Origin of the sequence: Paenarthrobacter sp. CAP02 (genome assembly GCF_040137855.1) — a bacterium.
Classification (GTDB): Bacteria; Actinomycetota; Actinomycetes; order Actinomycetales; family Micrococcaceae; genus Arthrobacter.
The window spans coordinates 200,203-224,612 of record NZ_JBEEII010000006.1; the positions used below are offsets into that span (position 1 = coordinate 200,203).

Below are 24,410 nucleotides of genomic sequence, written 5' to 3' on the forward strand. Positions count from 1 at the left end.
TCGATGGACAACTCCTTGAACGGACGCAAAGCATTGGTGACCGGCGGTGCGAGCGGAATCGGGGCGGCCTGTGCCCGGGCGCTGGCCGCCCGTGGGGCGAAAGTTGTAGTGGCCGACGTCGATGCCTCCGGAGCTGCGTCCCTCGCCGATGAGCTGGGCGGCACGGCGTGGACGGTGGACCTCTTGGACGTCGACGCCCTCGCGGCACTGAGCCTGGACTGCGACATCCTGGTCAACAACGCGGGCATCCAGAAAGTTGCGCCGATTGAGGAGTTCGAACCCGCGGAGTTCCGGCGGATCCTGGCCCTGATGCTGGAGGCGCCGTTCCTCCTCATCAGGGCCGCGCTCCCGCACATGTACGCCAACGGGTTCGGCCGGATCATCAACATCTCCTCCGTCCATGGACTCCGGGCCTCGGCCTACAAAAGCGCCTACGTGTCCGCCAAGCACGGCCTCGAGGGGCTCAGCAAGGTCACCGCCTTGGAAGGGGGAGAGCGCGGGGTCACCTCCAACTGCATCAACCCGGGTTACGTCCGCACGCCCCTTGTTGAGAAGCAAATCGCCGACCAGGCCCGGCTCCATGGCATTCCCGAGGCCGAGGTCCTGGCCAAGGTGATGCTGACGGAATCGGCAGTGAAGCGGCTGGTCGAGGTGGAGGAAGTTGCGTCGCTGGCAGCCTGGATGGCCTCCGACGACGCCGGTATGGTCACCGGCGCGAGCTACACCATGGACGGTGGGTGGTCGGCCCGATAGCAGCCCCGGTGAGATGCCAAGTAATGCCAATGTTCGACGCGAACATTGGCATTACTTGTAGTTTCGGCGGTCGGAGCCGGCCTAACCTTCGCCGCCGATGATGGCCTCGGCATTATCGAAGGCCCACGTCACCAAGGGGATGAGCAGGGCGGCAAGTTCGCGGCCTCGTTCGGTAAGGCTGTAGTCCACGCGGGGCGGGATGACGGGCTGCGCATCGCGGCGGACCAGACCGTCCTTTTCGAGTGTTTTGAGGGTTTGGGCCAGCATTTTTTCGCTGATGCCGTCAGCCCGGCGTCGAAGTTCGCTCCACCGTTGTTCACCCTCGGAGAGCGACAGCAGAATGAGCACGCCCCACTTGCTCGTGATGTGGTCCAGCACCGTCCGGCTGGGGCAGCCGGCCGGGAACACGCCGTCGGCGAGGGTGGCCGGGAGCGGGGCGGGTATGGCACTTACTTTCATGTCAGTACCTTACCTTAAAGTGCGTACTCTCTTTTGGGAAGTTTATGGCTTCTTGGCTCGTTGACCAGCATGACAGAGCAAAAACTTTGGAGAGGAACACCATGAGCATCGTTATCACTGGAGCAACCGGACAGCTGGGCCGTCACGTAGTAGAGGCACTCCTGGAGCGCAACGTCCCCGCAGAGACCATCATTGCTGCAGGCCGTTCGATCGAGAAGCTGGCCGATTTTGCGGACCGTGGCGTTCAGGTCAGGACAATGGATTATGAAGACGCCGCTTCAGTTGCAGAAGCACTGAAAGGTGCCAGCAAGGTCCTGCTGATCTCCGGCAGTGCCGTGGGCCAGCGCGTGGAGCAGCACCGTACGGTGATTGAAGCAGCGAAGGCGGAAGGAGTGGAGCTTCTCGCTTACACCAGCATCGCAAACGTCGAAACCACCGGAATGAAACTGGCGGCCGAGCACCAGGCTACCGAGGCCATCCTCAAGGAATCCGGCGTCCCGTTCGTGCTCCTGCGGAACGGCTGGTACTTGGAGAACTACACCGAGCAACTGCCGGGCACGCTGGCCCAGGGAGCGCTTGCGGGTAGCGCAGGAAATGGCAAGGTCAGTGGTGCAACCCGCGCCGACTATGCTCATGCGGCTGCGGCTGTCCTGGTCGCTGACAACCAGGCCGGAAAAGTGTACGAGCTCGGTGGGGACGATGCTTTCACCATGGCTGAACTCGCTGCTGAAATCACGGCAGCTTCCGGTCAAACCATCGCTTATAACGACCTGACCGCGGCTGAGTACGCGGGGCTGCTGACAAGCGTTGGCGTTCCGGAAGCCTTTGCGGAGATCCTGGCCGACTCCGATCTGGGCATTGCCCGCGGAGATCTCCTGGTGACCGGAGGCGACCTGAGCAAGCTGATCGGACGCCCGTCGACTCCGTTGTCCGAGGCCGTGCGTTCCGCCGCTGCTTCCGTCTAAACAGCTCCGCGAGATGACAGTTAATGCCAATTTTCTTCGTGAACATTGGCATTAACTGCACTCTCGGCGCAGGGAATCAGGCGGTCTCGTCCACCAGCTCAGCACGGCGCAGGCCCCCGCCGCGCACCCATAGCTTGTAAGCCACGAACAGCAGGACCAGCCAGGTTCCACCCACGTACAGAGCGACGCGTGTGTCTTCGAAGACGCCCAGGATCACGATCACCATGGCCATGAACGCCATGGTCAGGATCGAAGCAGCCGGCCACAGCGGCGAACCGAACTCGGACGCGGGGAGCCCCTTCCGCTTGATCTCCCGCTTCATTGCGACGTGCGAAACCAGGATCATCACCCACACCCACACCGTGGCGAAGGTTGCGATGGACGCGATCAGGACGAATACGTCCTCCGGAATGACGGCGTTCAAAACAACGCCCACCAATAGGATCCCGCCCATCATCACCACGGTCATCCACGGCACGCCATGCCGGGAGACCTTGCCGAAACTCTTCGGTGCGTGCCCCTGCTGGGCCAATCCGAAGAGGATGCGACCGGCTCCGAAGATGTCGCTGTTGATAGCTGACAGGGCTGCGGTGATGACCACTGCGTTGAGGATGTGCGGCGCAGCCGGGATGCCCAGGCCATCAAAAATCTGCACGAACGGGCTGCCGCTGCTGCCGATCTCGTTCCACGGGAAGATGCTCATCAGCACACCAAGCGTCAGGACGTAGAACAGCAGGACGCGGACGGGCACCGTGTTAACCGCCTGCGGAATGACCTTCTTGGGGTCCGCTGCTTCACCTGCGGTGATGCCGATGGTTTCGATCCCACCGAACGCAAACATTACGACGGCGAACGCGGCCAGGAGCCCTTCGAATCCGTTCGGGAACAAACCGCCGTGGTTCACGAGGTTCCCCAGTCCCGGTGCCACGCCACCGCCGTCGCCCGTTTGGAAGCCAAACACGACGATCGCCGCACCGCCGATGATCATGGCGATAATCGCCACCACCTTGGTCAGCGAGAACCAGAACTCAAGCTCGCCGAACACCTTCACGCTGAGCAGGTTCATGGCGCCCAGGAACAGGATGATCGCAAGCACCCAAATCCACCTGTCCACCTGTGGGAACCAGAAGCCCATGTAGATACTGAAGGCCGTAACGTCGGCGATGGCCACGATCGCCATTTCAAATACATAGGTCCAACCGGTCACGAACCCTGCGAACGGGCCAAGATAGCGGCTGGCGTACTGGCCGAAAGAGCCGGACACGGGGTGGCGAACGGCCATCTCGCCGAGCGCACGCATCACCATGAATACGGCGGCGCCGCCAATAATGTAGGCAAGCAGGACCGCCGGACCTGCCTTTTGGATGGCGGAGGCGGAGCCGTAGAAAAGGCCCGTACCAATCGCGGATCCGAGGGCCATGAAGCGGATGTGGCGGACGTTGAGGCCTCGGCTGAGCGCCGTACCCGCGGCTTGGAGCACAGAGCTCTCCGCAGCCAGCTTGGTTTGTTGCATAGTAAAACCTTCTCGTCTTTGGGAGGGGATCGCTATCCAGCAGATCACTTTTGGGGCCCTTGTGATGGGACTCACGCGGCTTTGGTGTCTTTGATCGCAGACAGCCGGATCCGTGGTCTGGCATTTCAGACACTCATCACCGCCAGCTGGTTGGTGGATGGGCAGCCGGGGGTGCACGCTTGAGTACGGGATACCGGACACTTCCGGTTCGGGGCTCCCGGATAAGCCGAGCAGTGAGGAACCATGACAACCACTCCAGTAGCGCCCGGAAAGGCCACGTCCAAGGTCCCGGCTGCCGAGAACACCCTGCGGATCCTGAAACTGCTGGCCTCGCGCCGTGGTCCCATGGCGGCGTCGAACATTGCCACGGCGCTCGGTCTGCCCCGGTCCAGCGTGTACCACCTGCTTGGCGTCATGGAGGCCAACGGCTTCGTCCTCCACCTCCACGAGGAACAGCGCTACGGGCTGGGAATCAGCGCCTTCGAGCTCAGCTCGGCGTACTCCCGGCAGGAACCACTTTCCCGCCTTGGCCGGCCCATGCTCGCCTCGCTGGTTGACGTCATCGGCGAAAGCGCGCACCTCGCTGTGCTCCACGGACGCGATGTCCTCTACATCGTTGAGGAACGCGCCAAGAACCGCCCGAGCCTGGTAACCGACGTCGGCGTCCGCCTTCCCAGCCACCTCACGGCCTCCGGCCGCGCCATCCTCGCCGCCCTGCCCAAGTCGCAGGTGCGGGCCCTCTACCCGAACGCCGCGGCCTTTACCTCCCGTCACGAAGTCGAGTTCCCCATCATGAAGTACTCGGCCCTGTCATCGCACCTGGACCAGGTCCGGCAACGCGGCTACGCCACGGAAAACGGCGAAATCACCCCCGGATTCGGTTCAATCGCCGCTGCGGTAACGGACCATGTGGGATGGCCGACGGCGGCAGTCGCCGTCACGTTCCTGGAGGACAAAGTGCCGGCTGAGCAGTGGCCCGTGCTGGCCGCGCGCATCCGGAAGGCGGCGGACGAACTGTCGGTCCGGATACACGGCCGCCCCGCCGGCTAACCCTTTACGGGTTGTCCCGGGCTTCGTGCTCGCCTTGGCCCTCCGGCACGAACCTGACGTCCGATTCGCCTTTCAGGATTCTGTTGCCGAAACGGGTCCGGATGTGCCGGGGCCGATCCACCGCAAGGATTTCAGTGGGGCTTGCCATCCGCCCAAACTCGCTCTGGTGAGGGTCCAGCATGCTCTCCTTGCCGCGTAAATTCGAGGGCTGCTGGCGCCCCTCCAAGCACCCCGGGGACTGCCGGCGCAGCAAAGGCGTATGTCTGGGATGCCGGACAGCACCCTTCCCAAAGCCGTTCCGGCGGCGCGGTTGAGGGGCTTTAGTAGAAGCAGAAGATCTTTCCAGTCCATACTTCCCCACAGACGAAGGAGTCACCATGGCACCCGCCGATTTCACCACTGGTGCCCGTCCGGTCAAGGCCGCGCGAGGTACTGAACTTACTGCCAAGTCGTGGCAGACCGAAGCGCCGTTGCGCATGCTGATGAACAACCTGGACCCCGAGGTTGCCGAGCGTCCCGATGACCTGGTGGTTTATGGCGGCACGGGCCGCGCTGTCCGCTCCTGGGCTGCGTTTGATGCGATCACCCGGACCCTGGAAACCATGGAGAAGGACGAGACCCTGCTGGTGCAGTCGGGCAAGCCGGTAGGTGTGTTCCGGACCAACGAGTGGGCGCCGCGGGTGCTGTTGGCGAACTCGAACCTGGTGGGGGACTGGGCGACATGGCCCGAGTTCCGTCGCCTCGAGGCCGAAGGCCTGATGATGTACGGCCAGATGACAGCTGGTTCCTGGATCTACATCGGTACCCAGGGCATCCTGCAGGGCACGTACGAGACGTTCGCCGCCGTCGGAAACAAGCTCGCTGCCGCCAGGCAGAACACCGCCGGTCACCCGGCCGCCGCCCCGGAGGGTTCCACCGAGGGTCCGCTGGCCGGGACGCTGACCCTCACTGGTGGGTGTGGCGGCATGGGCGGAGCCCAGCCGTTGGCGGTGACGCTCAATGATGGCGCGTGTTTGATCGTTGATGTGGATGAGTCCCGATTGCGTCGCCGCGCCGGCAAGCGCTACCTCGACGAGGTCGAAACCGACCTGGATACCGCGATTGCGAAGGTCCAGAAGGCCAAGGAAGAGCGCCGTGGCTGGTCCGTGGGGTATGTGGGCAACGCCGCCGAGGTGTTCCCGGAACTGCTTCGCCGCCACAAGGCCGGAGAGTTGACCATTGACGTGGTCACGGACCAGACATCCGCGCACGATCCCCTGTCCTACCTTCCCGAGGGCATCAACGTCGATGAGTGGCACACCGAAGCGGAATCCGACCCGGAAGGATTCACCAAGAAAGCACAGGCCTCCATGGCCCGCCACGTCCAGGCCATGGTGGAATTCCAGGACGCCGGTGCCGAGGTCTTCGACTACGGCAACTCCATCCGCGACGAGGCCCGCAAGGGCGGCTACGACCGTGCCTTTGAGTTCCCCGGGTTTGTTCCGGCGTATATTCGGCCGTTGTTCTGCGAGGGCCTTGGCCCGTTCCGCTGGGTTGCCCTGTCCGGAGATCCGGAAGACATCGCCGTCACGGACAAGGCCATCAAGGAGCTCTTCCCGGAGAACGCGCACCTGCACAAGTGGCTCGACGCTGCTGCGGACCGCGTGGAATTCGAAGGCTTGCCGGCCCGTATTTGCTGGCTCGGGTACGGCGAACGCGCCAAGGCCGGCCTGCTCTTCAACCAGCTCGTGAAAGAAGGCAAGGTCAAGGCCCCGATCGTGATCGGCCGTGACCACCTGGACTCCGGCTCGGTCGCATCCCCGTACCGGGAGACCGAATCCATGAAGGACGGGTCGGACGCTGTCGCTGACTGGCCCTTGTTGAACGCGTTGACTGCGGCGTCCTCAGGTGCCACCTGGGTGTCGATCCATCACGGCGGCGGCGTCGGCATCGGCCGGTCCCTCCACGCGGGGCAGGTTTCCGTCGCTGACGGCACAGACCTCGCCGCGGAAAAGCTCGAACGACTCCTGACCAACGACCCCGGCATGGGCGTCATCCGCCACGTCGACGCCGGCTACGACCGCGCCGTCGAGGTCGCCAACGAACGCGGCGTCCGCATCCCTATGAACGAGAAGTAAGAACATGACCATTACCTCCAACGAACAACTCACTGTCACCCTCGGCTCTTCCGGCGTGACCCCGGAAGACGTCGTCGCCGTCGCGCGCCACGACGCCAAGGTGGCCATCTCCCAGGAAGCCCTGGACAACGTCGCCAAGGTCCGTGCGCATATCGACAGCCTCGCCACGAGCGATGTCCCGGCCTACGGCATTTCCACGGGCTTCGGCGCGCTGGCCAACCGCCACATCCCCAACGATCTCCGCACGCAGCTGCAAAAGTCGCTGATCCGCAGCCACGCAGCAGGAATGGGCCCGGCTGTGGAGCGCGAAGTGGTGCGCGGCATCATGTTCCTCCGCGCCAAGACCTTGGCTTCGGGCCGCACGGGTGTCCGTCCCGTCGTTCTGCAGAGCATGGTGGACGTCCTGAACGCCGGCATCACACCGCTGGTCCGCGAATTCGGTTCGCTGGGCTGCTCCGGCGACCTCGCCCCGCTCTCCCACTGCGCGCTGGTTCTCATGGGTGAAGGCGAAGCGACCGGACCCGACGGCGAACTGTACGGCACCGCCGGCAAGGCACCCGTTGCTGAGCTGCTCGCGCAGCACGGCATTGAGCCGGTCACGCTGGCCGAGAAGGAAGGCCTGGCGCTGGTCAACGGCACCGAGGGCATGCTGGGGATGCTGCTGATGGCCATCGCCGACATCCGCATGCTGCTTGCGACGGCGGATGTCACCGCCGCGCTCAGCGTCGAGGCCCTCCTTGGCACCGACCAGGTGTTCCTGCCCGAGCTTCACGCAGCACTCCGTCCGCACCCCGGCCAAGCCGCCAGCGCGGACAACATGCTCCGGGTCCTGTCCAACTCGCCGATCGTGGCATCCCACCGGATCAACGACACCAAGGTGCAGGACGCCTACTCGCTGCGTTGCGCACCCCAGGTTGCCGGTGCAGTCCGCGACACCGTGGACCACGCCGCGCTGGTGGCTTCCCGCGAACTCGCCGCAGCCATCGACAACCCCGTGGTCCTTCCCGACGGCCGGGTCACGTCCAACGGCAACTTCCACGGCGCCCCCGTGGCGTATGTCCTGGACTTCCTGGCCATCGCGATCGCCGACCTCAGCTCCATCGCTGAGCGCCGCACGGACCGCATGCTGGATCCGGCCCGCTCCCACGGACTTCCGGCCTTCCTCGCCGGAGACCCGGGCGTTGACTCCGGCCTGATGATCGCCCAGTACACGCAGGCCGGGCTTGTCTCGGACAACAAGCGGCTGGCCGTTCCGGCATCGGTGGACTCCATCCCGAGCTCCGCCATGCAGGAAGACCACGTGTCCATGGGCTGGCACGCTGCCCGGAAGCTGCGGAAGGCTGTGGAGAACCTGCGCCGGGTACTCGCCGTCGAGCTCGTTACCAGCGCCCGCGCCATCGACATGCGGACGCAAATGTCCGACGGCGAACTCACCCCGGGACCGGCCGGCGCGGCCGTGCTTGAGGTGCTTCGTGAACTGGTCCAGGGGCCGGGAACCGACCGGTTCCTATCACCGGAACTGGAAGCGGCTGACCGTTTGGTTGGCTCGGGTGCCGTTCGCGCGGCCGCCGAATCCGCCGTCGGGATTTTGGCCTGACGTCGAATAAAACGCTCATTTCGTGAGCAGATTTGTCATGCCCCGGTGTTTGTCCGCAACGCAACCACCGGGGCGCGGCAAATGTAGTAGAACTTATGGTGTACGTCACGTCCACGCCAGCGTTGCCGTGGGCTTGACGGTCAACCGTTCACAACTCAATACACAACAAAGAACATCCACAAAGGGGTAGAAGTTCAATGAAGGCACGCGGAGCAGTCCTGTCCAGGCGAAGCGCCCACTCGGCTACGGTTTCGGACTGGAGGATGCTGAAAGTCGGCGAGTCGGTGGAAGTGGTCAAGTACGCCCACGTCATCGCAACCGGCCGGATCGAGGAGATTTCCAGCAGCGGGAACGTCGTGTGGCTTGAACATTCGGGACCTGGTGTCACCGAAGAGGGCAAGGAACTGTTCATGAAGTCCGACGGCGTGACTCTCCGCCGGGCGTAGCTTAAACAAAAACCGGGGCTCGTTCCCTCTCCGCGGGTAGTAGATGCGGAGAGGGGACGAGCCCCGGTTGTTTGTTCGCTGCCGTGGGTGCCGTCAGGGACGACAATCAGGCAGCGAGTACTTCGCGGGTCTGACCGAAGGGAACGGATTCGTCCAGAGCCACGGTGTAGGTGCCTGGCTCGTGCCGGGTCACCAGAATGCCGCAGTTAGCGTCTGCTGCTGCGTTTTCGATCAGTGCATCCACGGCGCGGTCGAGTCCGTCGTGGATCTCGTCTGCCTTGGAAAAGGACAGGCGGATTTCGCGTTCTGCAATCATTGCAGGGGTCATTGGGGGGCCTCCTATTAATTGCCGCATGCGAGGGCGACCCATCAATCATAGTCGGAGGAAGGCATATATCTGTAAGATGACTCCCACTTCCGTGACCTGGGTCTCAGGCGCGCCGAGGTGGCACCTGATGCCAATGTTTGGACGAAACACCCGCATTTTGTGCCGCCTCGCTGGATGATCCGGGAGGGCGATTGGACGTGGTGGCGGGATTCGAACCCGCGTGCGCTGCTTTGCAGGCAGCTCCCTGGCCTCTTGGGTACACCACGCTCCAACGACACTAGGTGCCCGGATACGCGGTTTCCAACGTTCGTTGCCCTGCCTGTCGCGGGACTACGCGGTGTTGCCCTCGGTTGCCCGCAGTGACGCGCGATTGAGAAGCCTGGTTACTCCGGCGGTCACTACGAGGGTAAGAATCGCGGCAGCCATATGGGTGTAGAGCATGATGTGCGGCGATCCTCCGTCGGAGGCACCCGCCGCGGGCACATCGCCGAGCCCCTGGCCTGCGCCATGAAGGTGCTCCACCAGCCCGCTGCCGGGGAAGTAGCCTCCGAACGCGACGAACCCCCAGTGCAACAGTTGCTGCGCCACGCCGGATGCCAGCAGCAACAGCAAAGGCCCATGGACCCAGTGGGCCAGGAGTTGCGCAGCCAGGCAACACAGCGCGGCGAAGCCCAGGACGACGGGGATGGCCGGGGCGCTTCCGCCAGCGGCCAGATGGGCGGCCAGCCCCAACCCAACAGCGAGTAGCCCGGACACCCAGGCCCACTTGTCCTGCACAGGAATTGCGCTCATCGCCGTCCTTCCTCCTCACAGGCTAAACGGCGGAGCGCGAACGGGAAAGGGCCCGCGAAGCTATGCGAGGAGGGTGTTCACCAACCGGGCTGCGACCTTGGCAGTCCGGGAATCGATGTCGAACTCCGGATTCAGCTCGGCGACATCCAAGTGCAGCAACTTCCCGCTGGCCGCAACCTGCCGACAGATCGCACTGATCACCGGCAAGGGCACCCCATACGCGGCGGGTGCGCTTACCCCGGGGGCTACTGAAGCAGGCATCACGTCAAGATCGATCGTCAGGTAGAGGGCGTCCACGCCGGCCAGGAAATCGGCAACAAAGATCTCCGCGGCTTCCGCCGAGCATTGTTCATCGAGCAGGTACTTCACGCCGAGCCGGTCCGCCGTGTCGAAGAGCGTCCGCGTGTTGTTTGGTTCGGAAATTCCGACGACGGCGTACTGCAGTTCGCGTCCCGCGGCAGCTTCCGCGCGGGCCATCTGCAGGAACGGAGTGCCCGAGCTCGGCGTCGGGTCATCGCGCAGGTCAAAGTGGGCATCCAGGTTCAGGACGCCCAGCCGCTTGCCTTGGAGCACCTCAGAACCGGCAACGCCAAGGTAGCTGGCGAACGCGGTCTCGTGGCCGCCGCCCAGCACCACGGTGAGGTTCCCGGCGTCGAGCAGTCCCGAAATGGCGCGGCCGGCGCGCTTTTGGCCCGCTTCCAATGAGTCGTCCTCCACAACTACGTCACCGGCGTCGAACACGTCCCGGCCCAGGTGGAAGGCCAGCGGGCCAAGCGCCGAACGGATCGCGGCAGGGGCCGCTGCCGCACCTGTGCGGCCCTTGTTGCGAAGCACGCCGGCGTCGCTGCAAAAACCAAGCACGACGGCGGGACGCGCGGCTGCTGCGGAGGCTTCGGGCGTGTGCGGGGCAACGGCCTGCCACCACCGGCGATGCTCAGCGCCGGTGCCGTCGAACCGGCCGGTCCACGGGGTGGGGCTGACATCTACTGTGGGGACGCTTGTTTCCATGGTTAAAGCACACCCCACCTCCGATGCCGAAACCAGCAAAAAGAGGCGGGGTGTGTCTGGGATTGCGGACTGGGCTATTTGACGCCCAGCAGTTCCTCCACTGTTCCGATTCCGAAGAACAGCAGGAACGCGGCGGCGACGGCCCACATGAGCGGGTGTACTTCGCGGGCGCGGCCCTGGAACGTGCGGATCAGGACGAAGGAGATGAAACCCGCGCCCAGGCCGTTTGCGATGGAGTATGTGAACGGCATGAGGGCGATGGTCAGGAAGGCGGGGATGCCCACGCCCCAGTCCTGCCAGTCGATCTTGCCCACCTGGGAAACCATCATGAAGCCCACAACAACCAGTGCGGGCGCCACGGCTTCAAAGGGGACGAGGTTGATCAGCGGCGTGAAGAACATGGCCACCAGGAACAACACGCCGGTAACGATCGAGGCGAGACCCGTGCGTGCGCCTTCGCCGATGCCTGCGCCGGACTCAACGAAGATCTGGTTGGAGGAAACAGATGCGCCGCCGCCGACGATCGCGCCGAGGGCATCCACCTGCAGGACCCGGTCAACGTTGGGGATGTTGCCATCCTTGTCAACGGTCCCTGCTTCGTTGGCCAGGCCGACCATGGTGCCCATCGCGTCGAAGAAGATGCTCAAAAGGATCACGAATGCCAGGAGCGCTGCGGCAATAAAGCCGAGGTGTTCAAACGCGCCGAAGGGGTTGGCCTTACCTATAAGTGACAGGTCCGGGGCACCCCACTTGGTCAGGGTCGGGGCAACAAGGGACCAGCCGCGCGGGTTGATGTTGGTGCCGTCGTTGCTCGGGCCGATGTGGAGCGTGAACTCAAGGATGGCGGCCAAAGCCGTCGATGCCACGATGCCGATCAGGATGGCGCCACGGACCTTGCGGACCACCAGTGCGATGGTCAGGATCAGGCCGAAGGCAAACACCAGCGTGGGCCAGCCGAGCAGTTTCCCGTCGACACCCAATCCCAGCGGAACGGTTGTGCCGGCGGCGTCAGGGATGCGGCGGACGAACCCTGCATTGACCAGGCCGATCAGTGCGATGAAGAGGCCGATGCCCACCACGATCGCTGTCTTGAGCGCCTCGGGTACGGCTTTGAACACGGCCGTACGGAAACCGGTGAGCACCAGGATCAGCATGGTCAGGCCCGAGAGGACCACCAGGCCCATCATGTCCGGCCAGGTCAGGCCCGGGTGCGAGGCGACGGTCACCGCTACGAACGCGTTAACGCCCAGGCCCGTGGCCACGGCGAACGGGTGCTTGGCCCAGGCGCCCATGAGGATGGTCAGGATGCCCGCAACGAATGCCGTGGTGGCCGCGACGGCGGTGAAGCCCAGCGACGCTCCGCTGGAATCCTGCCCGGAAAGGATCAAGGGGTTGAGGACCACGATGTAGCTCATGGCGAAGAAGGTTGCGAAGCCGCCTCGGATTTCCCGGGAGTATGTGGAGCCACGCTCGGAAATTTTGAAGTAGCGGTCGATGGCAGAACCTTGTTTAAGCATGAAGGACTCCGGGGATCGAGGGGAGTGTGCCCTCAAATCCTATGCCGTCGGATATGGGCCTCCTGACGATTCGCCTAGTCTGTAAGGAAGCCAACACTAGGAGAAACCGCCCCATGCGCACCATCCGCCCGCTTCTGGCCGCCGTCGTTGCCGCCCTGGCCTTCGCATCCGCCTTGCTGTTTTCCGCGGGCCCGGCCTCCGCGCACGACGTCGCCGAATCCACAGCGCCGGCCAACGGCTCCAGCGTGGCAGCTGTCCCGGCGTCGGTCTCCATCACGTTCAACAACCGGCCGCTGGCCATCGGATCGGGCGTGACGGTCACTGCGGGCGGCGAAAACTGGGCGGACGGACCCGTCGAAATCATCGACAACCAGGCGGTCCAGAAGATCCGCGAAGGCGCGCCGGCTGGCGAATACACCGTGGTTTGGCGGGTCGTCAGCTCCGATTCGCACCCCATCGAGGGCACCTTCACGTTCACGGCCGCTGCCGGAAGCGCGACGGCGACGAGCGGCACCGCGGGTGCCTCGCCGTCGTCGTCGGCACCTTCAAATACGGTTCCGACGGCGGGAACCGCAGCGCCCGGTACTGCCACCAGCACCCCGGCCGCGGACGCGTCCCAACCTTTCCCGTGGAGCATCGTGGGACTGGCCGTGGTTGCTGTGGGCCTTGTGATCTATCTCGCCGTTACCGCCCGGAAGAAACTCGCCGCCTCCAACGACTCAAATGCGGGAGATTCCGCGGAATAACAGGCTTTTCTACGTAGCTGCGAATATCTCGGATTGGTTACTGCGACACGCCAAAACCCCGGTTCTCGTTACTTAAATGTGACTTCGGCGAGATCATCGCGTACCGTAGAACCTGTGCCTGTTCCACGTAGCGGGCACTTCCGGCCTGATTGCCTAGCTCTGCCGCAGTCCGGAATCCGTTCGCAGACAAACCTTACGGCAGAGACGGGGAACCCAATTTAGGTCGCTTTCGAGCGTGCCTTGGGGTGAAGTCACGATGCTTCCGCTGAACAGCGGGGGATAGTGGCCGGGTGACTCCCATCCGAATCCGACAGCTAACCTCGCAGGCATCGGGAGAGGCTTTTTCATGTCTTCAAGCATTCTTCGCGGCCGTCGTAAGGCGGACAGCGTACGTCCTAATCCGTTCATCTCCATCTCCAAGGCAGTCGCCAGCAACGCTTCCGGCGCTGGCCGCCAGGCAGCTGTTATCGCAGCAGCTTCGGGCCTTGTCCTGACCGGCTCCATCGCAGCCCACGCAGCCGAAACCCCGGTTCAGCGTGACTCCAGCCCCGCCACGGTCGCCGAGACCGTTTCCGAGGCTCCCACCAAGGTTGTCACCGCCGCAGCTACGGCTACCGTCAACTTCGAGCGCCCTGCTGTTGCTTCCGTAGCAGCTCCGGTCATCGAGAAGCCGGCTCCCGTCGTTGAGGCACCTGTTGCCAAGAAGGCAGCAGTGGCTGCAACTGCAGCAGCCGCTCCTGTAGCAAAGGCTGCCGCGTCAGTTGCAGCCGCTCCGGCTGCCGCTGCTCCCGCAGCCGCTGCGCCGGCCGTCGGTGGAGTCAACGCCGCCATGGTTGCCTCGGCTTACGCCCAGATCGGCATCATGCAGGACTGCACCGCCATGGTGGAGCGGGCCCTCGGCTCCGCAGGTATCCCTGTTGGTGACCTCGCGCCCATGCAGTTCATGAACTACGGCAAGGTCGTCAGCAGCCCCCAGCCCGGCGACATGATCGTCCAGTCCGGCCACGTTGCAATCTACATCGGCAACGGCCAGGCCATCAGCGGTGGCATCAACGGCAACCAGACGGGTATCCACCCGATCAGCTGGTTGACCGCAACTGGTCCCATCACGTACGTACGCGCAGGCGCATAAGCCTCACGCTTCAGTTCAAAGGCCGGCATCTTCGAAGATTCATTCTTCGAGGGTGCCGGCCTTTGGCGTTAAGAAATGTGCGCAAAAGTTCCAGTGGCGGTGAAGCGGCCGTCCTAGGCGATGGCTACGCCGCTGCCGGCCATGCCGTTGCCTGCCGGTAGGGCCACCCTGGCGGAAATTGCCTGCCCCACGGCTTTGGCCTGCCGAAGGACTTCTTTGGGAGTCGGGGTAATGAGTTCTCCGACGCCTACAAGGTGCATCCCCACGGCACGCATTGCCGCGGCAAAATTCTGGCCAACGGCGATTCCAAGTTCTGCCAGCATCCGGCGCAGCTGGCTCTGGGCGCAGCGTGTCACCACGACGTGGTCGGCCAGCAGGACACCTTGGGCGGTGTGGACCGCCCACTGACGGGGAGTGGATTCGAGGGGGCCGGAAACGATCCTGCCCCGGAGGGTGCCCGATGCGGTGCTTCCGGTGGGGCCGTGCCCTATCTGCTGCGACGGGTCGGAGCCCAGGAAATCCAGGCGAACGGCACGGGTGGTGCTGCGAACGTCCAATTGATGGTTGGCGGCGTAGTTGCGCAGGTGGCGGAGAATCTCGCTGCGTTCCTGCATGGCGGGATCGGAGATGTCGCAGCGCTGGAGCATTCCAGTGTGGGTCGAAGGCCCGGTGGTTGAGAGCGACCCGAACCCGTCAACGACGATGGAGCCCACCCCGTAGCGGCTGAGCTCGCTGGCAACAGCCAGACCGGAGAGGCCGGCGCCGATAACCACTGTGGTGGTTCGTTCCGTGCCGGAATCAGGCGTGAGTGACACTGCTTGGTTCCTCCTTGACGTGTGTGCCCTGCGGCATCGCGTGGGATCGCGTCCGAGTTCCCCAAGCGGCCGCAAATTAACAGCCGGGGTGTGTCCTGAGACACGCTGCCCGGCTATTCAGTGACTCGAACACTACCGAACTTTTTCGGCCATGGGTAGCCTTCCCGGCGACGTGTTTTTCGTGTCCGCCAGCAGGCCGATCCCGTGCGTTTTGAACTGAGCCCGGACCGTTATGCACATAGCCCGAAGTCGCCTTGATTCGGTACTTCCGACCGAGAATAGTGGGCATTGGAAGGAGAGATTCCAAGTTTCTCCTACCCCGGCCATTGACATTTGGAGAGTCAGGGAATTCCGTGCAGAGAACCTCTGGCAGAATAGCCGGAACATCAAGCAGTAGGTGGAGAGGCGGGCCCAATGGACCAGCACGAAAGACACAATGAAGTGCCACGCGATGGCGAGGAATCGGCGGTTGCCCCCGGCGGCATCGTCGTGGGGGTGGACGGATCCGAGCACGGCCAGTGCGCCTTGGTCTGGGCAGCGCGTGAAGCAGAGCGTCGCCAGCTCCCCTTGCATATCGTCACGGCCTACTCGGTCCCCATTTTTGCCGCATCTGGTCTGGACGGAGGCTACGCCACCGTGGACGACTCCGTCATCCGCGAAGGCGCCGATGCAATCGTCAAGCAAGCCATGGATAAGGTTTCTGCCTATTCGATCGACGTGGATGCTTCGGTCGAAAACGGTGATGCCGCAGGTGTCCTCCTCGACCTCTCGGCGGAAGCAGCGCTTCTGGTCTTCGGGAGCCGGGGCCGCGGCGGATTCGTTGGGCGCCTCCTGGGGTCAGTGAGCAGTGCTTTGCCCGCCCATGCCAAGTGCCCCACGGTGACCGTACCGCTGTACTGCGCGGACCGCCTTGGGGAGAGCACCGAGGACAAACACATCAAAGCCGAGCACGCCAAGGCCGGCCCCCGTAACGTCGAGAATGTTGTGGCAGTAGGCGTGGACGGCTCCGAGCAGGCCCGCGTAGCTGTTCTCGAGGCTGCGGAGCAGGCACAGCGCATGGGCGCCAAGCTCCGTGTGATCTGCGCTGTTCCCCAATACAGCGGTTCCCTCGCGTGGGTACCCGCCCCACTTGATCGCGATGCCCTCTTCGCCGACATCAAGGTGCAGTTGGATGCCGGGTTGGCCTGGCTTCAGAGCCATTTCCCGCGACTGACCATAGAGACAGAGCTCCGGGACGGCGCTCCGGTGGATGTCCTGGTCGAAACGAGCCGCGCCGTTGAGCTCGTGGTCCTCGGCACCCGTGGCCGCGGCGGATTCGCCGGGATGCTCCTTGGGTCCACGTCTGATGGAGTCCTCCATCACGCGAAGGGGCCGGTGCTGGTGGTTCCGGACCGGGAAGATCCGAGGCTTGCCGATCGGCCCAATTTCGGGCCAATGCTCGGCGCAGCTTAGCGGCAGGGATCCCCAGCGATGGACAGCCAGCAGCCACTGAACCAGCCGGAGGACCACCCGACTGGCCCTCGCAAGGCCGCCCAGGCGTTCATCGTAGACATCGCCAAAATACGGGGGAGCATGCTTTCGGAGGTTGGCGGGAAGGCCGCCAACCTCGGTGAACTGGTTAGCGCGGGCCTGCCTGTCCCACCCGGGTTTTGCCTCACCACCCACGCGTACCGGCGGGCACTCGCTGCTGCCGGCTTGGATACAGTCCTTCGCGAACTCTCTGAGGCGGGGTCCACGGATACTGGCACGCTGAACGGCCTGGCTGCCCGCGCCCGATCAGTGGTGCTCGACGCCGGTATCCCAAGCGAAGTCGCGGAGGCGGTCCTCGCGGCATACCGGGATCTCGGCGAGGAGGTGCCCGTGGCCGTCAGGTCGTCTGCAACTGCAGAGGACCTGCCCAGCGCCAGCTTCGCCGGTCAGCAGGACACGTTCCTCAACGTCGTGGGTGCGGAGGCGGTCCTGGAGGCCGTTGGCCGCTGTTGGGCGTCCCTCTGGACAGACCGCGCCGTCAGCTACCGGACCACCAACAACGTGGACCATTCATCGGTGGCCCTCGCGGTGGTCGTTCAGGAGATGGTTGATTCCGCTACGGCAGGCGTCATGTTCACAGCCAACCCGGTCACCGGGAAGCGCCACGAGGCTGTGATAGACGCGTCCCCCGGTTTGGGAGAGGCCGTTGTGTCAGGGGCGGTGAACCCGGACCAGTATGTGGTGGACATCAACAGCCGGACCATCGTGAGGCGATCCGTGGGTGACAGGCTCGTGGAGATCCGGCCGCTGCCCGGTGGTGGCACGGAACGCATCGAACGGGCCGCGTCGGAGCAGTCCGGTGCGCCCGCATTGAATGCCTGCCTGGATGATCGGCAGATCCTGGACCTCGCCGGGTTGGCCCGCCAGGTGGAGCAGCACTACGGGGCACCCCAGGACACAGAATGGGCCATCGACGGCGCGGGCAAGCTCTGGCTGACCCAATCCCGGCCCATCACCACGCTGTATCCGCAGATGACCCGGAATCCTCCGCTCCCAGGAGAGCACGCGTTCTTGAATTTCAGCCTTGCCCAGGGACTTACCCGGCCAATAACGCCAATGGGCTTGGCGGGCATCCGCCTGGTGGCCTCTTGCGTCGCGACAACGGCGTCCTTCGATGTGCCGGATCCACGCTCGGGCCCACCGGCCTATTACGAAGCCGGGCAGCGCATCTTCTTCGATCTCACCGCGGTGCTGCGGAGCCGGATTGGCCGCGCCATTGTTCCCAGGGTGTTCGATGTCATGGAAGCCCGCTCCGCAACACTGATGCGGGCCCTTTTCGAGGACCCGCGATTCTCAGTGACCATCAAAACACCCCTGAAGCTGATCCGACACGTAGGACCAGTGGCCGCCAAATACCGTGTCCCGGAGTCACTTCTCCGCGGCCTGATCGCTCCTGCTTCGGCCATGAAACGTGTGGACCGGCTCACTGCGGAACTGCGCCGTTCCTTTTCCGTCCCCGAGGACGCCACTGCCCATCAACGGATTGCGTATGTCCAAAGAATCCTGGGCGAGCAGGTTTTTCCCACGGTGCCCACCGTGTTGCCCCTTCCAGTGCTCGGCTTCGCCATGCTCGCCCTGGTGCGCCGTCTCTTGGGGTCCCAAGCTCCGTACAGCGAACTTCAAACCGTCATCCGCGGCCTCGCCAACAACGTGACCACGGAGATGGACCTGGCCCTGTGGCACCTTGCCTCGGACATCCGGCAAGACCCCGATGCCACGTCTTTCATGCTGGGCCGTACGGCAGCGGAGTTGGCGGTCCACTACCGGGATGCCACCCTTCCGCCTGTCGCCCAGTCCGGGATGAGGGCCTTCCTTCTGGAATACGGGCACCGGGCAGTGGCTGAAATCGACCTCGGCATGCCGCGATGGGCGGACGATCCAACCCATGTCCTTGGAGTCGTGGCCAATTACCTGCGCCTTGAACCCGGAGCGGACACTCCGGACCAGCAGTTCGACAAAGCCGCCAGGGAGGCGGACGACCAGGTTGCGCGCCTGGTGGCTCGTGCCAGGGCAAAGAGCCCGCTGCACGCGGCCGTCGTGCGTACCGCGCTGGACCGGACAAGGAGGTTCGCGGGGCTTCGGGAGCTGCCCAAGTACAACCTGGTCCTGGGGCTGGCAGCGGCACGGGAGCAGTTGCTCCTGGTCGGGAATGGCCTGGCGGCATCAAAACGGATCGAAGACGCTGAGGACATCTTTTTCCTTGACCTTGATGACGTCGAGGTTGCCCTTGCCGGGGGAGACCTTCGTGGGGTTGTGGCGGAGCGGCGTGCGACATATGAGCTGGAGTTGCGGCGGAGGCATATCCCCAGGCTGCTGTTGTCCGACGGTACCGAGCCCGAAGCCACCGCTCCCCGGGGGCTTCGGGCGGGGGCGGGCACTCTGTCCGGCAGCCCGGCGTCGGCTGGCCTGGTGACGGCGCGGGCCAGAGTCATCATGGATCCCGTAGGCGCACACCTCGAGCCCGGCGAGATACTCGTGGCCCCTTCCACGGACCCCGGCTGGACTCCTCTGTTCCTCACGGCCGGAGGGCTCGTCATGGAGATGGGCGGGCCAAACTCCCATGGCGCAGTGGTAGCCCGCGAGTACGGCATCCCGGCAGTTGTGGGCGTTCCGGATGCTACTGCCAGGATCGACTCGGGCCAGCAGCTAACGGTCGACGGTGCTGCAGGGACGGTGACCGTGGAGGACCTAACCGGCGGAGCAGTTTAAGCGTGCTGGTGTGACTCGTGCTCCGAGTGGCTCACGGGCTCCAACTGGAACGTGCAGTGCTCGGTATCGAAATGCCGGCCCAGGCACGATCCCAACTGATCCAGGATGAGGTCCGCGCCCCTGGCGTTGAGGACCTCGTCCTCCACAACCACGTGGGCTGAGAATACCGGCACCCCGGAGGTGATGGTCCAGATGTGGATGTCGTGGGCTTCCACCACGCCGTCCACGGCAATGATGTGCTCCCGGATCATGTTCACATCCACGCCCTTCGGAGTTGCCTCCAGCAAAACGTCCACCACATCACGGAGCAGGTTCCATGCCCGCGGAATGATCATCAATGCGATCAGCATGGAGGCAATGGGGTCCGCCGCCGCGAACCCCGTGGTCATGATCACGATGGCGGCGACGATCACGGCGATTGATCCGAGAAGATCGCCGAGGACCTCAAGGTAGGCCCCGCGGACGTTCAGGCTCTCCTTTTGGGCGCCTTGCAGGATGAGGAGCGAAACAAGGTTGGCAACGGCACCCACGATGGCTGCCCACAGCATGACATCCGTGTGGATCTCGGTGGTTTCGCCGAACCGCCGGATGGCCTCAAGCATGATCACCACGGCGATGACAATGAGGATCAGGGCGTTGGCCAGCGCGGCAAGTACTTCAGCACGCTGGTACCCGTAGGTCCGTTGGTCGCTGGCCGGGCGGGTGGCAATCCACGCTGCCATGAGTGCGATGAAGACGCCTGCGGCGTCGGAAAGCATGTGTCCGGCGTCGGCCAGCAGTGCCAGCGAGCCGGAGACGACGGCGCCGATCACCTGGATGCCGACCACGCCGAGCGTGATGGCCAGGACGGCAATGAGCCGTTTCCGATGCTTGCCGGTTGCTGTGACTCCGTGGGAGTGGTTGTGGTCGTGCCCCATGCCTACAAGGCTATCCCCAGCCGAGCTCATGAAGGCGGTCGTCATCTATTCCGAAGTGATGTGCGATCTCGTGGACTACCGTGATCGCCACTTCGTCGATTACTTCCTCGCGTGTAGTGCAGATGTCCAGGATGGGCTGGCGGAAGATAGTGATCCGATCCGGCAGGGAGCCTGCCTCCCACCAGGAGTCGCGTTCTGTCAGCGGGACGCCCTCGTAAAGTCCCAGCAGCACGGTCTCCGGATCTTCGCCGGGTTGGGGCGTGTATTGGTCTTCGATAAAGATCGCCACGTTATCCATGGCGCTCGCGGCTTTGGGCGGGATGAGTTGAAGTGCGTCGCTGACAGCCTCTTCGAAATCCTCCGGCGACATCTCAAAGGGGGTGCCGGCGGGGATGGCGTCCACGGTGCCGCCCTCAGCGGGGCTGTGCACGGGACTGCGCGCCGGCAGCTTGGACGAAGGAAGGTCGCCGTCCGGAACGATGGGCAGGCCGGGAGGAAGGTTGGCGGGCATGGTTCGACTTTAGTCCGCGGAGACAGCATTGGGCCCGGTCATCATGCGGGATACTGAATTCAATCCTTCTTCCATAGACTCAGGAACCGCATGACTGCCACCTCTTCCCTCGCGCCCGAACCACTCGACGTCGTCGTGGTGGGTGAGGCATTGATCGACATCGTGCAGTCCGCCGACGGGGTGGCCGAATACCCCGGCGGCTCGCCGGCCAATGTCGCCTACGGCCTGGGCCGCCTGGACGTCAAAGCAGGCCTGTTGACCGCGATCGGCCGCGACGAACGGGGCGACGCCATAGCAGCGCACCTGCAGAGCGCCGGCGTCGTGCTGTTGCCTGGGTCCAAATCGCTGCAGGAGACGGCGACGGCGACCGCGCGGATCGCTGCCGACGGCTCGGCAACATACACGTTCGATATTGATTGGGCGCTGGCTCCCGTCGCCCTCCCGTATGCTCCGCGGATCCTGCACACCGGTTCCATCGCCACGTTCCTGGAGCCGGGCGCAGGAGTCGTCCGGAGTTTGTTGGAGCAGGCGCGCGGAGGCTGCATGGTCACGTACGACCCCAACATCCGCCCCGATCTCCTGGGAACCCACCGTGAGGCTCTATCCCTGTTCGAAGAGATCGTGCCGTTGACCAGCGTTGTCCGGATGAGCGGCTCGGACGCCCGCTGGCTTTACCCCAACAAAACCCTGGAGGAAACCGCGAGCCACCTTCTCGCGCTGGGCACAGGCTTGGCAGTCATCACCCGGGGCGCGCAGGGTTCGTTGATGGCAACCCGTCACATACAGCTCAGTGTTCCCGCGATTCCGTCGAGCGTAGCCGACACCATTGGGGCCGGAGATTCTTACATGTCGGCGCTGATCATGGGCCTTTTGCTGCGGGGGAGCGACGGCATGGCACCTACGGTGCTGGAACGGATCGGCAGCATCGCGTCCATGGCAGCGTCCATCACGGTGGGCCGCCCGGGGGCCAATCCGCCAACACACCGTGAGCTTTTGGCCGGGATGGCCCGCTAACGGCCTCTGCGCCGGGTCAGTCCGACGCCGATCAAGCACACCACGCCGCCAATGAGTCCCCAGATCGTGGGCACTTCCTGGAGGACGGCCCACGAAATCAGGATGGTGGTACCTGGGACCAGGTACGTTGTGGCTGCGAGCTTTCCAGCCGAGATCAGGGATAGCGCGTAGGCCCAGGTGGTGAAGGCGATGGCGGTGGGGAAGATACCCAGGTAGACGAGGCCCAAGGTGGCGGGGAGCGGTGCCGCCTGTACCTCCGAGATCAGTTGCCCGGTCCAGGGCAGGCAGCACACAGCGCCCACCATGATGCCAAACCACGTCGCCTGGCCGGCCGAAAATTTCCGCAGCACCGGCTTCTGCAGGATCGCGCTCACCGAGGCGAGCACGGCGGCAAGCAAGCACAACAGCACGCCGGCCACGTCCGCCGTCGAACGCTGTCCGGAACCCAACGCGATCATCGCCACCCCGCAGAATGCCACGCCGCTGCCGATCAGCAGCCACCTCGGGAAGCCTTCTTTGAGGAAGATGCCTGCGAGGATTGCGATCAGGATGGGCGAAACGTTGATCAGCATGGCGCTGGTTCCGGCGTCGAGCATGTGCTCCGCGGCGTTCAGCGCCACGTTGTAGCCTCCGAACCACATCACCCCGTATGCGAGGATCGGCAGCCACTCGCGTCCGCTTGGCCAGACCTTCAGGGTAGGCAGCACCACAATTCCAAGCACGACGGCGGCAACCGCCAAACGTCCGAGCGTCAAGGAACCGGGGGAGAAGCTGGGGCCGACGGCGCGTATGCCAACAAAAGCTGAAGCCCAAAGGACCACGGTGACAATGACGGCGACGACGCCGAGTTTACTGATGGCCGCAGCCGGCGCGGGGGTGGTGCGCTTGGGCAGGTCCGGGGAAGGCTGGCCGGGTTCGGCCGGGGTGGTGGTTGTCATAAAGCCAATGTAGCCGGGGAGGCCCCTGGGCAGCTGGCGGTTTTCGGACGCGTCAGGACAAGATCCTGCCAATCTTTGTGGGCCCTTGCGGCGAGGGCCCTTGGGGCCTGCAGAGCTCGATTTGGGAATATCGCTATCTATGCTCTAAAGTTTTAGAGTCCAGTTCGGACGAGCGAGACACGGAAAGAACGCGTAAAGCGTTCCTTTTCCTTGCAAAATCCGAATTGAGTTCAGGCCCCCATCGTCTAGCGGCCTAGGACACCGCCCTTTCACGGCGGCGGCACGGGTTCGAATCCCGTTGGGGGTACGCAAGGCAAGTGGTAAATCGGATGAAAAAAGTCTGGTAAGCTAGAAGCCTTGAAAAAAACGCGGTAGAGATACTGCAAACGCAAGGCCCTGTAGCGCAGTTGGTTAGCGCGCCGCCCTGTCACGGCGGAGGTCGCGGGTTCAAGTCCCGTCAGGGTCGCTCTGAGCGCCAAAGAAATTTGGTTCTCAAGGTGACATGTCACCTAGGCTCTGTAGCTCAGTTGGTAGAGCGTTCGACTGAAAATCGAAAGGTCACCGGATCGACGCCGGTCGGAGCCACCACTGGGAAGCATCAGTTCTTCGGAACTGGTGCTTTTCTTCTTTTAACGAACCGCGACCCTTCCGGCCTGGGCGACCAGCTCGCGAAAATGACCGGAACCCGGACCTCTTACGTGCCAGAACACTGGCTCAGTAGTGCGGCTGCAACCGGCCCGTCCGCTGGGGAACTTGCCGTGCCCAGTACGCCATCACGAGTCCGACGGTAGCTGCTCCGCCCACTATGGTCCAAGGGGAGGACCATGATCCCTCCGGTGTGGGAATCGCAAGAGCCAATACAACCGCGACTACCCCCAGGACAAGTTCCACGGCAGTCTGTAGGGCCCGGGTCCGGTAGTTCGGGGAGGCCAACCGGACCAGGGGAAATACCGGCAGCAGGACAAGTCCCAGTCCGAGGACCGGGTAGATCGCATTGAACGTGAAGATCACCAGGCCTAGTACAAGCAGACCGAGGAACTTCAGCAGCCGGTCAAAGCTGAGCGGGTTCTCCGGAGTCCATTGACTCAGCAGGAGGCCCCAGGTGGGAAGCCCGATCAACCAGCGCCTGCCCAGAACCCCAGGTTCAGCAGTGCCAGGACAGCAAGCAGGAGGCCTGGAATCAGGAACGCGGCTGCCTGCCGCGACGACATCTTTCCTATTGGTCCAAAGATGCAAGCCCCAATCAGCAGGTGGGCCACTACGTAGCCGGGCAACAGCTGTATTGGGGGCACTTGGGTCAGGCCAAACAGCAGCAGCGCCATCGAAACAACCATGATGCATACCCCGGCGAAGGTCCACGGGCGGCGGGCGCGAGTGGCTTTTCCATCCCCCAATGTCATGAAGCGCACTCTACCGGTACCGATGCTCTGCACCTCCAAACTCTGGCCGTGGACGTCACGCGGACTCCAAGAATGGGGTGCCCGGTAACGGATCCTCAACCGATCGTTGTGTCCGTTCAGCTACCGCATAACGGGCAAACGGTTCGTGCCTCT

24 protein-coding genes, 4 tRNA genes and 1 riboswitch are annotated in these 24,410 nt (G+C 63.9%); of the genes, 14 read left to right on the top strand and 14 right to left on the bottom strand.

Features of this window, described 5'->3' with window-relative positions; all coding sequences use genetic code 11:
- Positions 1-3 precede the first annotated feature (3 nt).
- A complete protein-coding gene (locus ABHM97_RS12575) occupies positions 4-753 on the top strand; it encodes a 3-hydroxybutyrate dehydrogenase (RefSeq protein ID WP_349470924.1) in 750 nt (249 codons plus the stop codon).
- Between the two features lie 81 nt (positions 754-834).
- Here the strand turns inward: ABHM97_RS12575 and ABHM97_RS12580 are convergent, their stop codons facing one another.
- A complete protein-coding gene (locus ABHM97_RS12580) occupies positions 835-1,212 on the bottom strand; it encodes a winged helix-turn-helix transcriptional regulator (RefSeq protein ID WP_235520178.1) in 378 nt (125 codons plus the stop codon).
- A gap of 101 nt (positions 1,213-1,313) precedes the next feature.
- On the opposite strand from ABHM97_RS12580, the gene ABHM97_RS12585 reads away from it, so the two are divergent.
- Positions 1,314-2,177 (top strand): SDR family oxidoreductase, encoded by an 864-nt coding sequence (locus tag ABHM97_RS12585; RefSeq protein WP_349470926.1) that lies wholly within the window; start codon positions 1,314-1,316, stop codon positions 2,175-2,177.
- A 76-nt stretch (positions 2,178-2,253) separates the two neighbouring features.
- Here the strand turns inward: ABHM97_RS12585 and ABHM97_RS12590 are convergent, their stop codons facing one another.
- The gene (locus ABHM97_RS12590) at positions 2,254-3,690 is read right to left on the bottom strand and encodes an amino acid permease (protein WP_349470928.1); all 1,437 of its coding nucleotides are present in this window, start codon (positions 3,688-3,690) and stop codon (positions 2,254-2,256) included.
- 243 nt (positions 3,691-3,933) lie between these two features.
- On the opposite strand from ABHM97_RS12590, the gene ABHM97_RS12595 reads away from it, so the two are divergent.
- Positions 3,934-4,740, top strand: a complete 807-nt coding sequence (locus ABHM97_RS12595) for an IclR family transcriptional regulator (protein WP_211710815.1) — start codon at positions 3,934-3,936, stop codon at positions 4,738-4,740.
- Between the two features lie 4 nt (positions 4,741-4,744).
- On the opposite strand, the gene ABHM97_RS12600 is transcribed toward ABHM97_RS12595, so the two are convergent.
- Positions 4,745-4,888, bottom strand: a complete 144-nt coding sequence (locus ABHM97_RS12600) for a hypothetical protein (RefSeq protein ID WP_349470931.1) — start codon at positions 4,886-4,888, stop codon at positions 4,745-4,747.
- Positions 4,889-5,117: 229 nt separating this feature from the next.
- Between ABHM97_RS12600 and hutU the strand changes: the two genes are divergently transcribed.
- From hutU to ABHM97_RS12615, 3 genes are all read left to right on the top strand, one after another.
- Entirely contained in the window at positions 5,118-6,857 is a 1,740-nt protein-coding gene (gene hutU / locus ABHM97_RS12605) for a urocanate hydratase (protein ID WP_349470932.1), read from the top strand.
- Positions 6,858-6,861: 4 nt separating this feature from the next.
- On the top strand, positions 6,862-8,454 hold the full coding sequence (gene hutH / locus ABHM97_RS12610) for a histidine ammonia-lyase (RefSeq protein WP_349470934.1): 1,593 nt from the start codon (positions 6,862-6,864) through the stop codon (positions 8,452-8,454).
- A gap of 197 nt (positions 8,455-8,651) precedes the next feature.
- Positions 8,652-8,900: a hypothetical protein gene (locus ABHM97_RS12615; protein WP_235520172.1), complete on the top strand. Its 249-nt coding sequence runs from the start codon at positions 8,652-8,654 to the stop codon at positions 8,898-8,900.
- 106 nt (positions 8,901-9,006) lie between these two features.
- On the opposite strand, the gene ABHM97_RS12620 is transcribed toward ABHM97_RS12615, so the two are convergent.
- From ABHM97_RS12620 to ABHM97_RS12640, 5 genes are all read right to left on the bottom strand, one after another.
- Entirely contained in the window at positions 9,007-9,228 is a 222-nt protein-coding gene (locus tag ABHM97_RS12620; protein ID WP_017198995.1) for a hypothetical protein, read from the bottom strand.
- Positions 9,229-9,420: 192 nt separating this feature from the next.
- Positions 9,421-9,494: transfer RNA gene (locus ABHM97_RS12625), tRNA-Cys, on the bottom strand.
- 64 nt (positions 9,495-9,558) lie between these two features.
- Positions 9,559-10,020, bottom strand: coding sequence for a hypothetical protein (locus ABHM97_RS12630; protein WP_349470937.1), 462 nt, complete (start codon positions 10,018-10,020; stop codon positions 9,559-9,561).
- Positions 10,021-10,080: 60 nt separating this feature from the next.
- On the bottom strand, positions 10,081-11,028 hold the full coding sequence (hutG, locus tag ABHM97_RS12635; RefSeq protein WP_349470939.1) for a formimidoylglutamase: 948 nt from the start codon (positions 11,026-11,028) through the stop codon (positions 10,081-10,083).
- Between the two features lie 74 nt (positions 11,029-11,102).
- Positions 11,103-12,545, bottom strand: a complete 1,443-nt coding sequence (locus ABHM97_RS12640; RefSeq protein WP_235520169.1) for an NCS2 family permease — start codon at positions 12,543-12,545, stop codon at positions 11,103-11,105.
- 113 nt (positions 12,546-12,658) lie between these two features.
- Here ABHM97_RS12640 and ABHM97_RS12645 point away from each other — a divergent pair, with 113 nt between their 5' ends.
- Positions 12,659-13,291: a copper resistance CopC family protein gene (locus tag ABHM97_RS12645; RefSeq protein WP_349470941.1), complete on the top strand. Its 633-nt coding sequence runs from the start codon at positions 12,659-12,661 to the stop codon at positions 13,289-13,291.
- A 174-nt stretch (positions 13,292-13,465) separates the two neighbouring features.
- A riboswitch (cyclic di-AMP (ydaO/yuaA leader) is annotated at positions 13,466-13,634 on the top strand.
- A gap of 3 nt (positions 13,635-13,637) precedes the next feature.
- Positions 13,638-14,423: an NlpC/P60 family protein gene (locus tag ABHM97_RS12650; RefSeq protein ID WP_349470943.1), complete on the top strand. Its 786-nt coding sequence runs from the start codon at positions 13,638-13,640 to the stop codon at positions 14,421-14,423.
- A gap of 113 nt (positions 14,424-14,536) precedes the next feature.
- Here ABHM97_RS12650 and ABHM97_RS12655 read toward each other — a convergent pair whose 3' ends face one another.
- Positions 14,537-15,238, bottom strand: coding sequence for an NAD(P)/FAD-dependent oxidoreductase (locus tag ABHM97_RS12655; protein ID WP_349470945.1), 702 nt, complete (start codon positions 15,236-15,238; stop codon positions 14,537-14,539).
- A gap of 414 nt (positions 15,239-15,652) precedes the next feature.
- Between ABHM97_RS12655 and ABHM97_RS12660 the strand changes: the two genes are divergently transcribed.
- Both ABHM97_RS12660 and ABHM97_RS12665 read left to right on the top strand, forming a co-directional pair.
- Positions 15,653-16,690 carry a universal stress protein gene (locus tag ABHM97_RS12660; protein WP_349470946.1) on the top strand — a complete coding sequence of 346 codons (1,038 nt, stop codon included), beginning with the start codon at positions 15,653-15,655 and terminating at the stop codon, positions 16,688-16,690.
- A gap of 18 nt (positions 16,691-16,708) precedes the next feature.
- The gene (locus tag ABHM97_RS12665) at positions 16,709-19,477 is read left to right on the top strand and encodes a PEP/pyruvate-binding domain-containing protein (RefSeq protein WP_502921282.1); all 2,769 of its coding nucleotides are present in this window, start codon (positions 16,709-16,711) and stop codon (positions 19,475-19,477) included.
- Here ABHM97_RS12665 and ABHM97_RS12670 read toward each other — a convergent pair.
- Positions 19,474-20,394 carry a cation diffusion facilitator family transporter gene (locus tag ABHM97_RS12670; protein ID WP_257370148.1) on the bottom strand — a complete coding sequence of 307 codons (921 nt, stop codon included), beginning with the start codon at positions 20,392-20,394 and terminating at the stop codon, positions 19,474-19,476. The genes ABHM97_RS12665 and ABHM97_RS12670 overlap by 4 nt on opposite strands.
- Before the next feature lie 10 nt (positions 20,395-20,404).
- Positions 20,405-20,905 carry a metallopeptidase family protein gene (locus ABHM97_RS12675; RefSeq protein WP_349470947.1) on the bottom strand — a complete coding sequence of 167 codons (501 nt, stop codon included), beginning with the start codon at positions 20,903-20,905 and terminating at the stop codon, positions 20,405-20,407.
- 90 nt (positions 20,906-20,995) lie between these two features.
- Here ABHM97_RS12675 and ABHM97_RS12680 point away from each other — a divergent pair, with 90 nt between their 5' ends.
- Positions 20,996-21,919, top strand: coding sequence for a carbohydrate kinase family protein (locus tag ABHM97_RS12680; RefSeq protein ID WP_349470948.1), 924 nt, complete (start codon positions 20,996-20,998; stop codon positions 21,917-21,919).
- Here the strand turns inward: ABHM97_RS12680 and ABHM97_RS12685 are convergent.
- On the bottom strand, positions 21,916-22,857 hold the full coding sequence (locus ABHM97_RS12685; RefSeq protein ID WP_349470949.1) for a DMT family transporter: 942 nt from the start codon (positions 22,855-22,857) through the stop codon (positions 21,916-21,918). The genes ABHM97_RS12680 and ABHM97_RS12685 overlap by 4 nt on opposite strands.
- 234 nt (positions 22,858-23,091) lie before the next feature.
- Between ABHM97_RS12685 and ABHM97_RS12690 the strand changes: the two genes are divergently transcribed.
- The 3 genes from ABHM97_RS12690 (at position 23,092) to ABHM97_RS12700 (ending at position 23,445) form a co-directional block, all read left to right on the top strand.
- Positions 23,092-23,164 (top strand) — tRNA-Glu (locus ABHM97_RS12690).
- Between the two features lie 85 nt (positions 23,165-23,249).
- Positions 23,250-23,323: transfer RNA gene (locus ABHM97_RS12695), tRNA-Asp, on the top strand.
- A 46-nt stretch (positions 23,324-23,369) separates the two neighbouring features.
- Positions 23,370-23,445: transfer RNA gene (locus ABHM97_RS12700), tRNA-Phe, on the top strand.
- Positions 23,446-23,571: 126 nt separating this feature from the next.
- On the opposite strand, the gene ABHM97_RS12705 is transcribed toward ABHM97_RS12700, so the two are convergent.
- Together ABHM97_RS12705 and ABHM97_RS12710 are read right to left on the bottom strand one after the other, a co-directional pair.
- Positions 23,572-23,976, bottom strand: a complete 405-nt coding sequence (locus ABHM97_RS12705) for a hypothetical protein (protein ID WP_349470950.1) — start codon at positions 23,974-23,976, stop codon at positions 23,572-23,574.
- On the bottom strand, positions 23,973-24,257 hold the full coding sequence (locus tag ABHM97_RS12710; protein WP_349470951.1) for a hypothetical protein: 285 nt from the start codon (positions 24,255-24,257) through the stop codon (positions 23,973-23,975). The genes ABHM97_RS12705 and ABHM97_RS12710 overlap by 4 nt, the downstream gene beginning before the upstream one ends.
- Between the last annotated feature and the right edge of the window lie 153 nt (positions 24,258-24,410).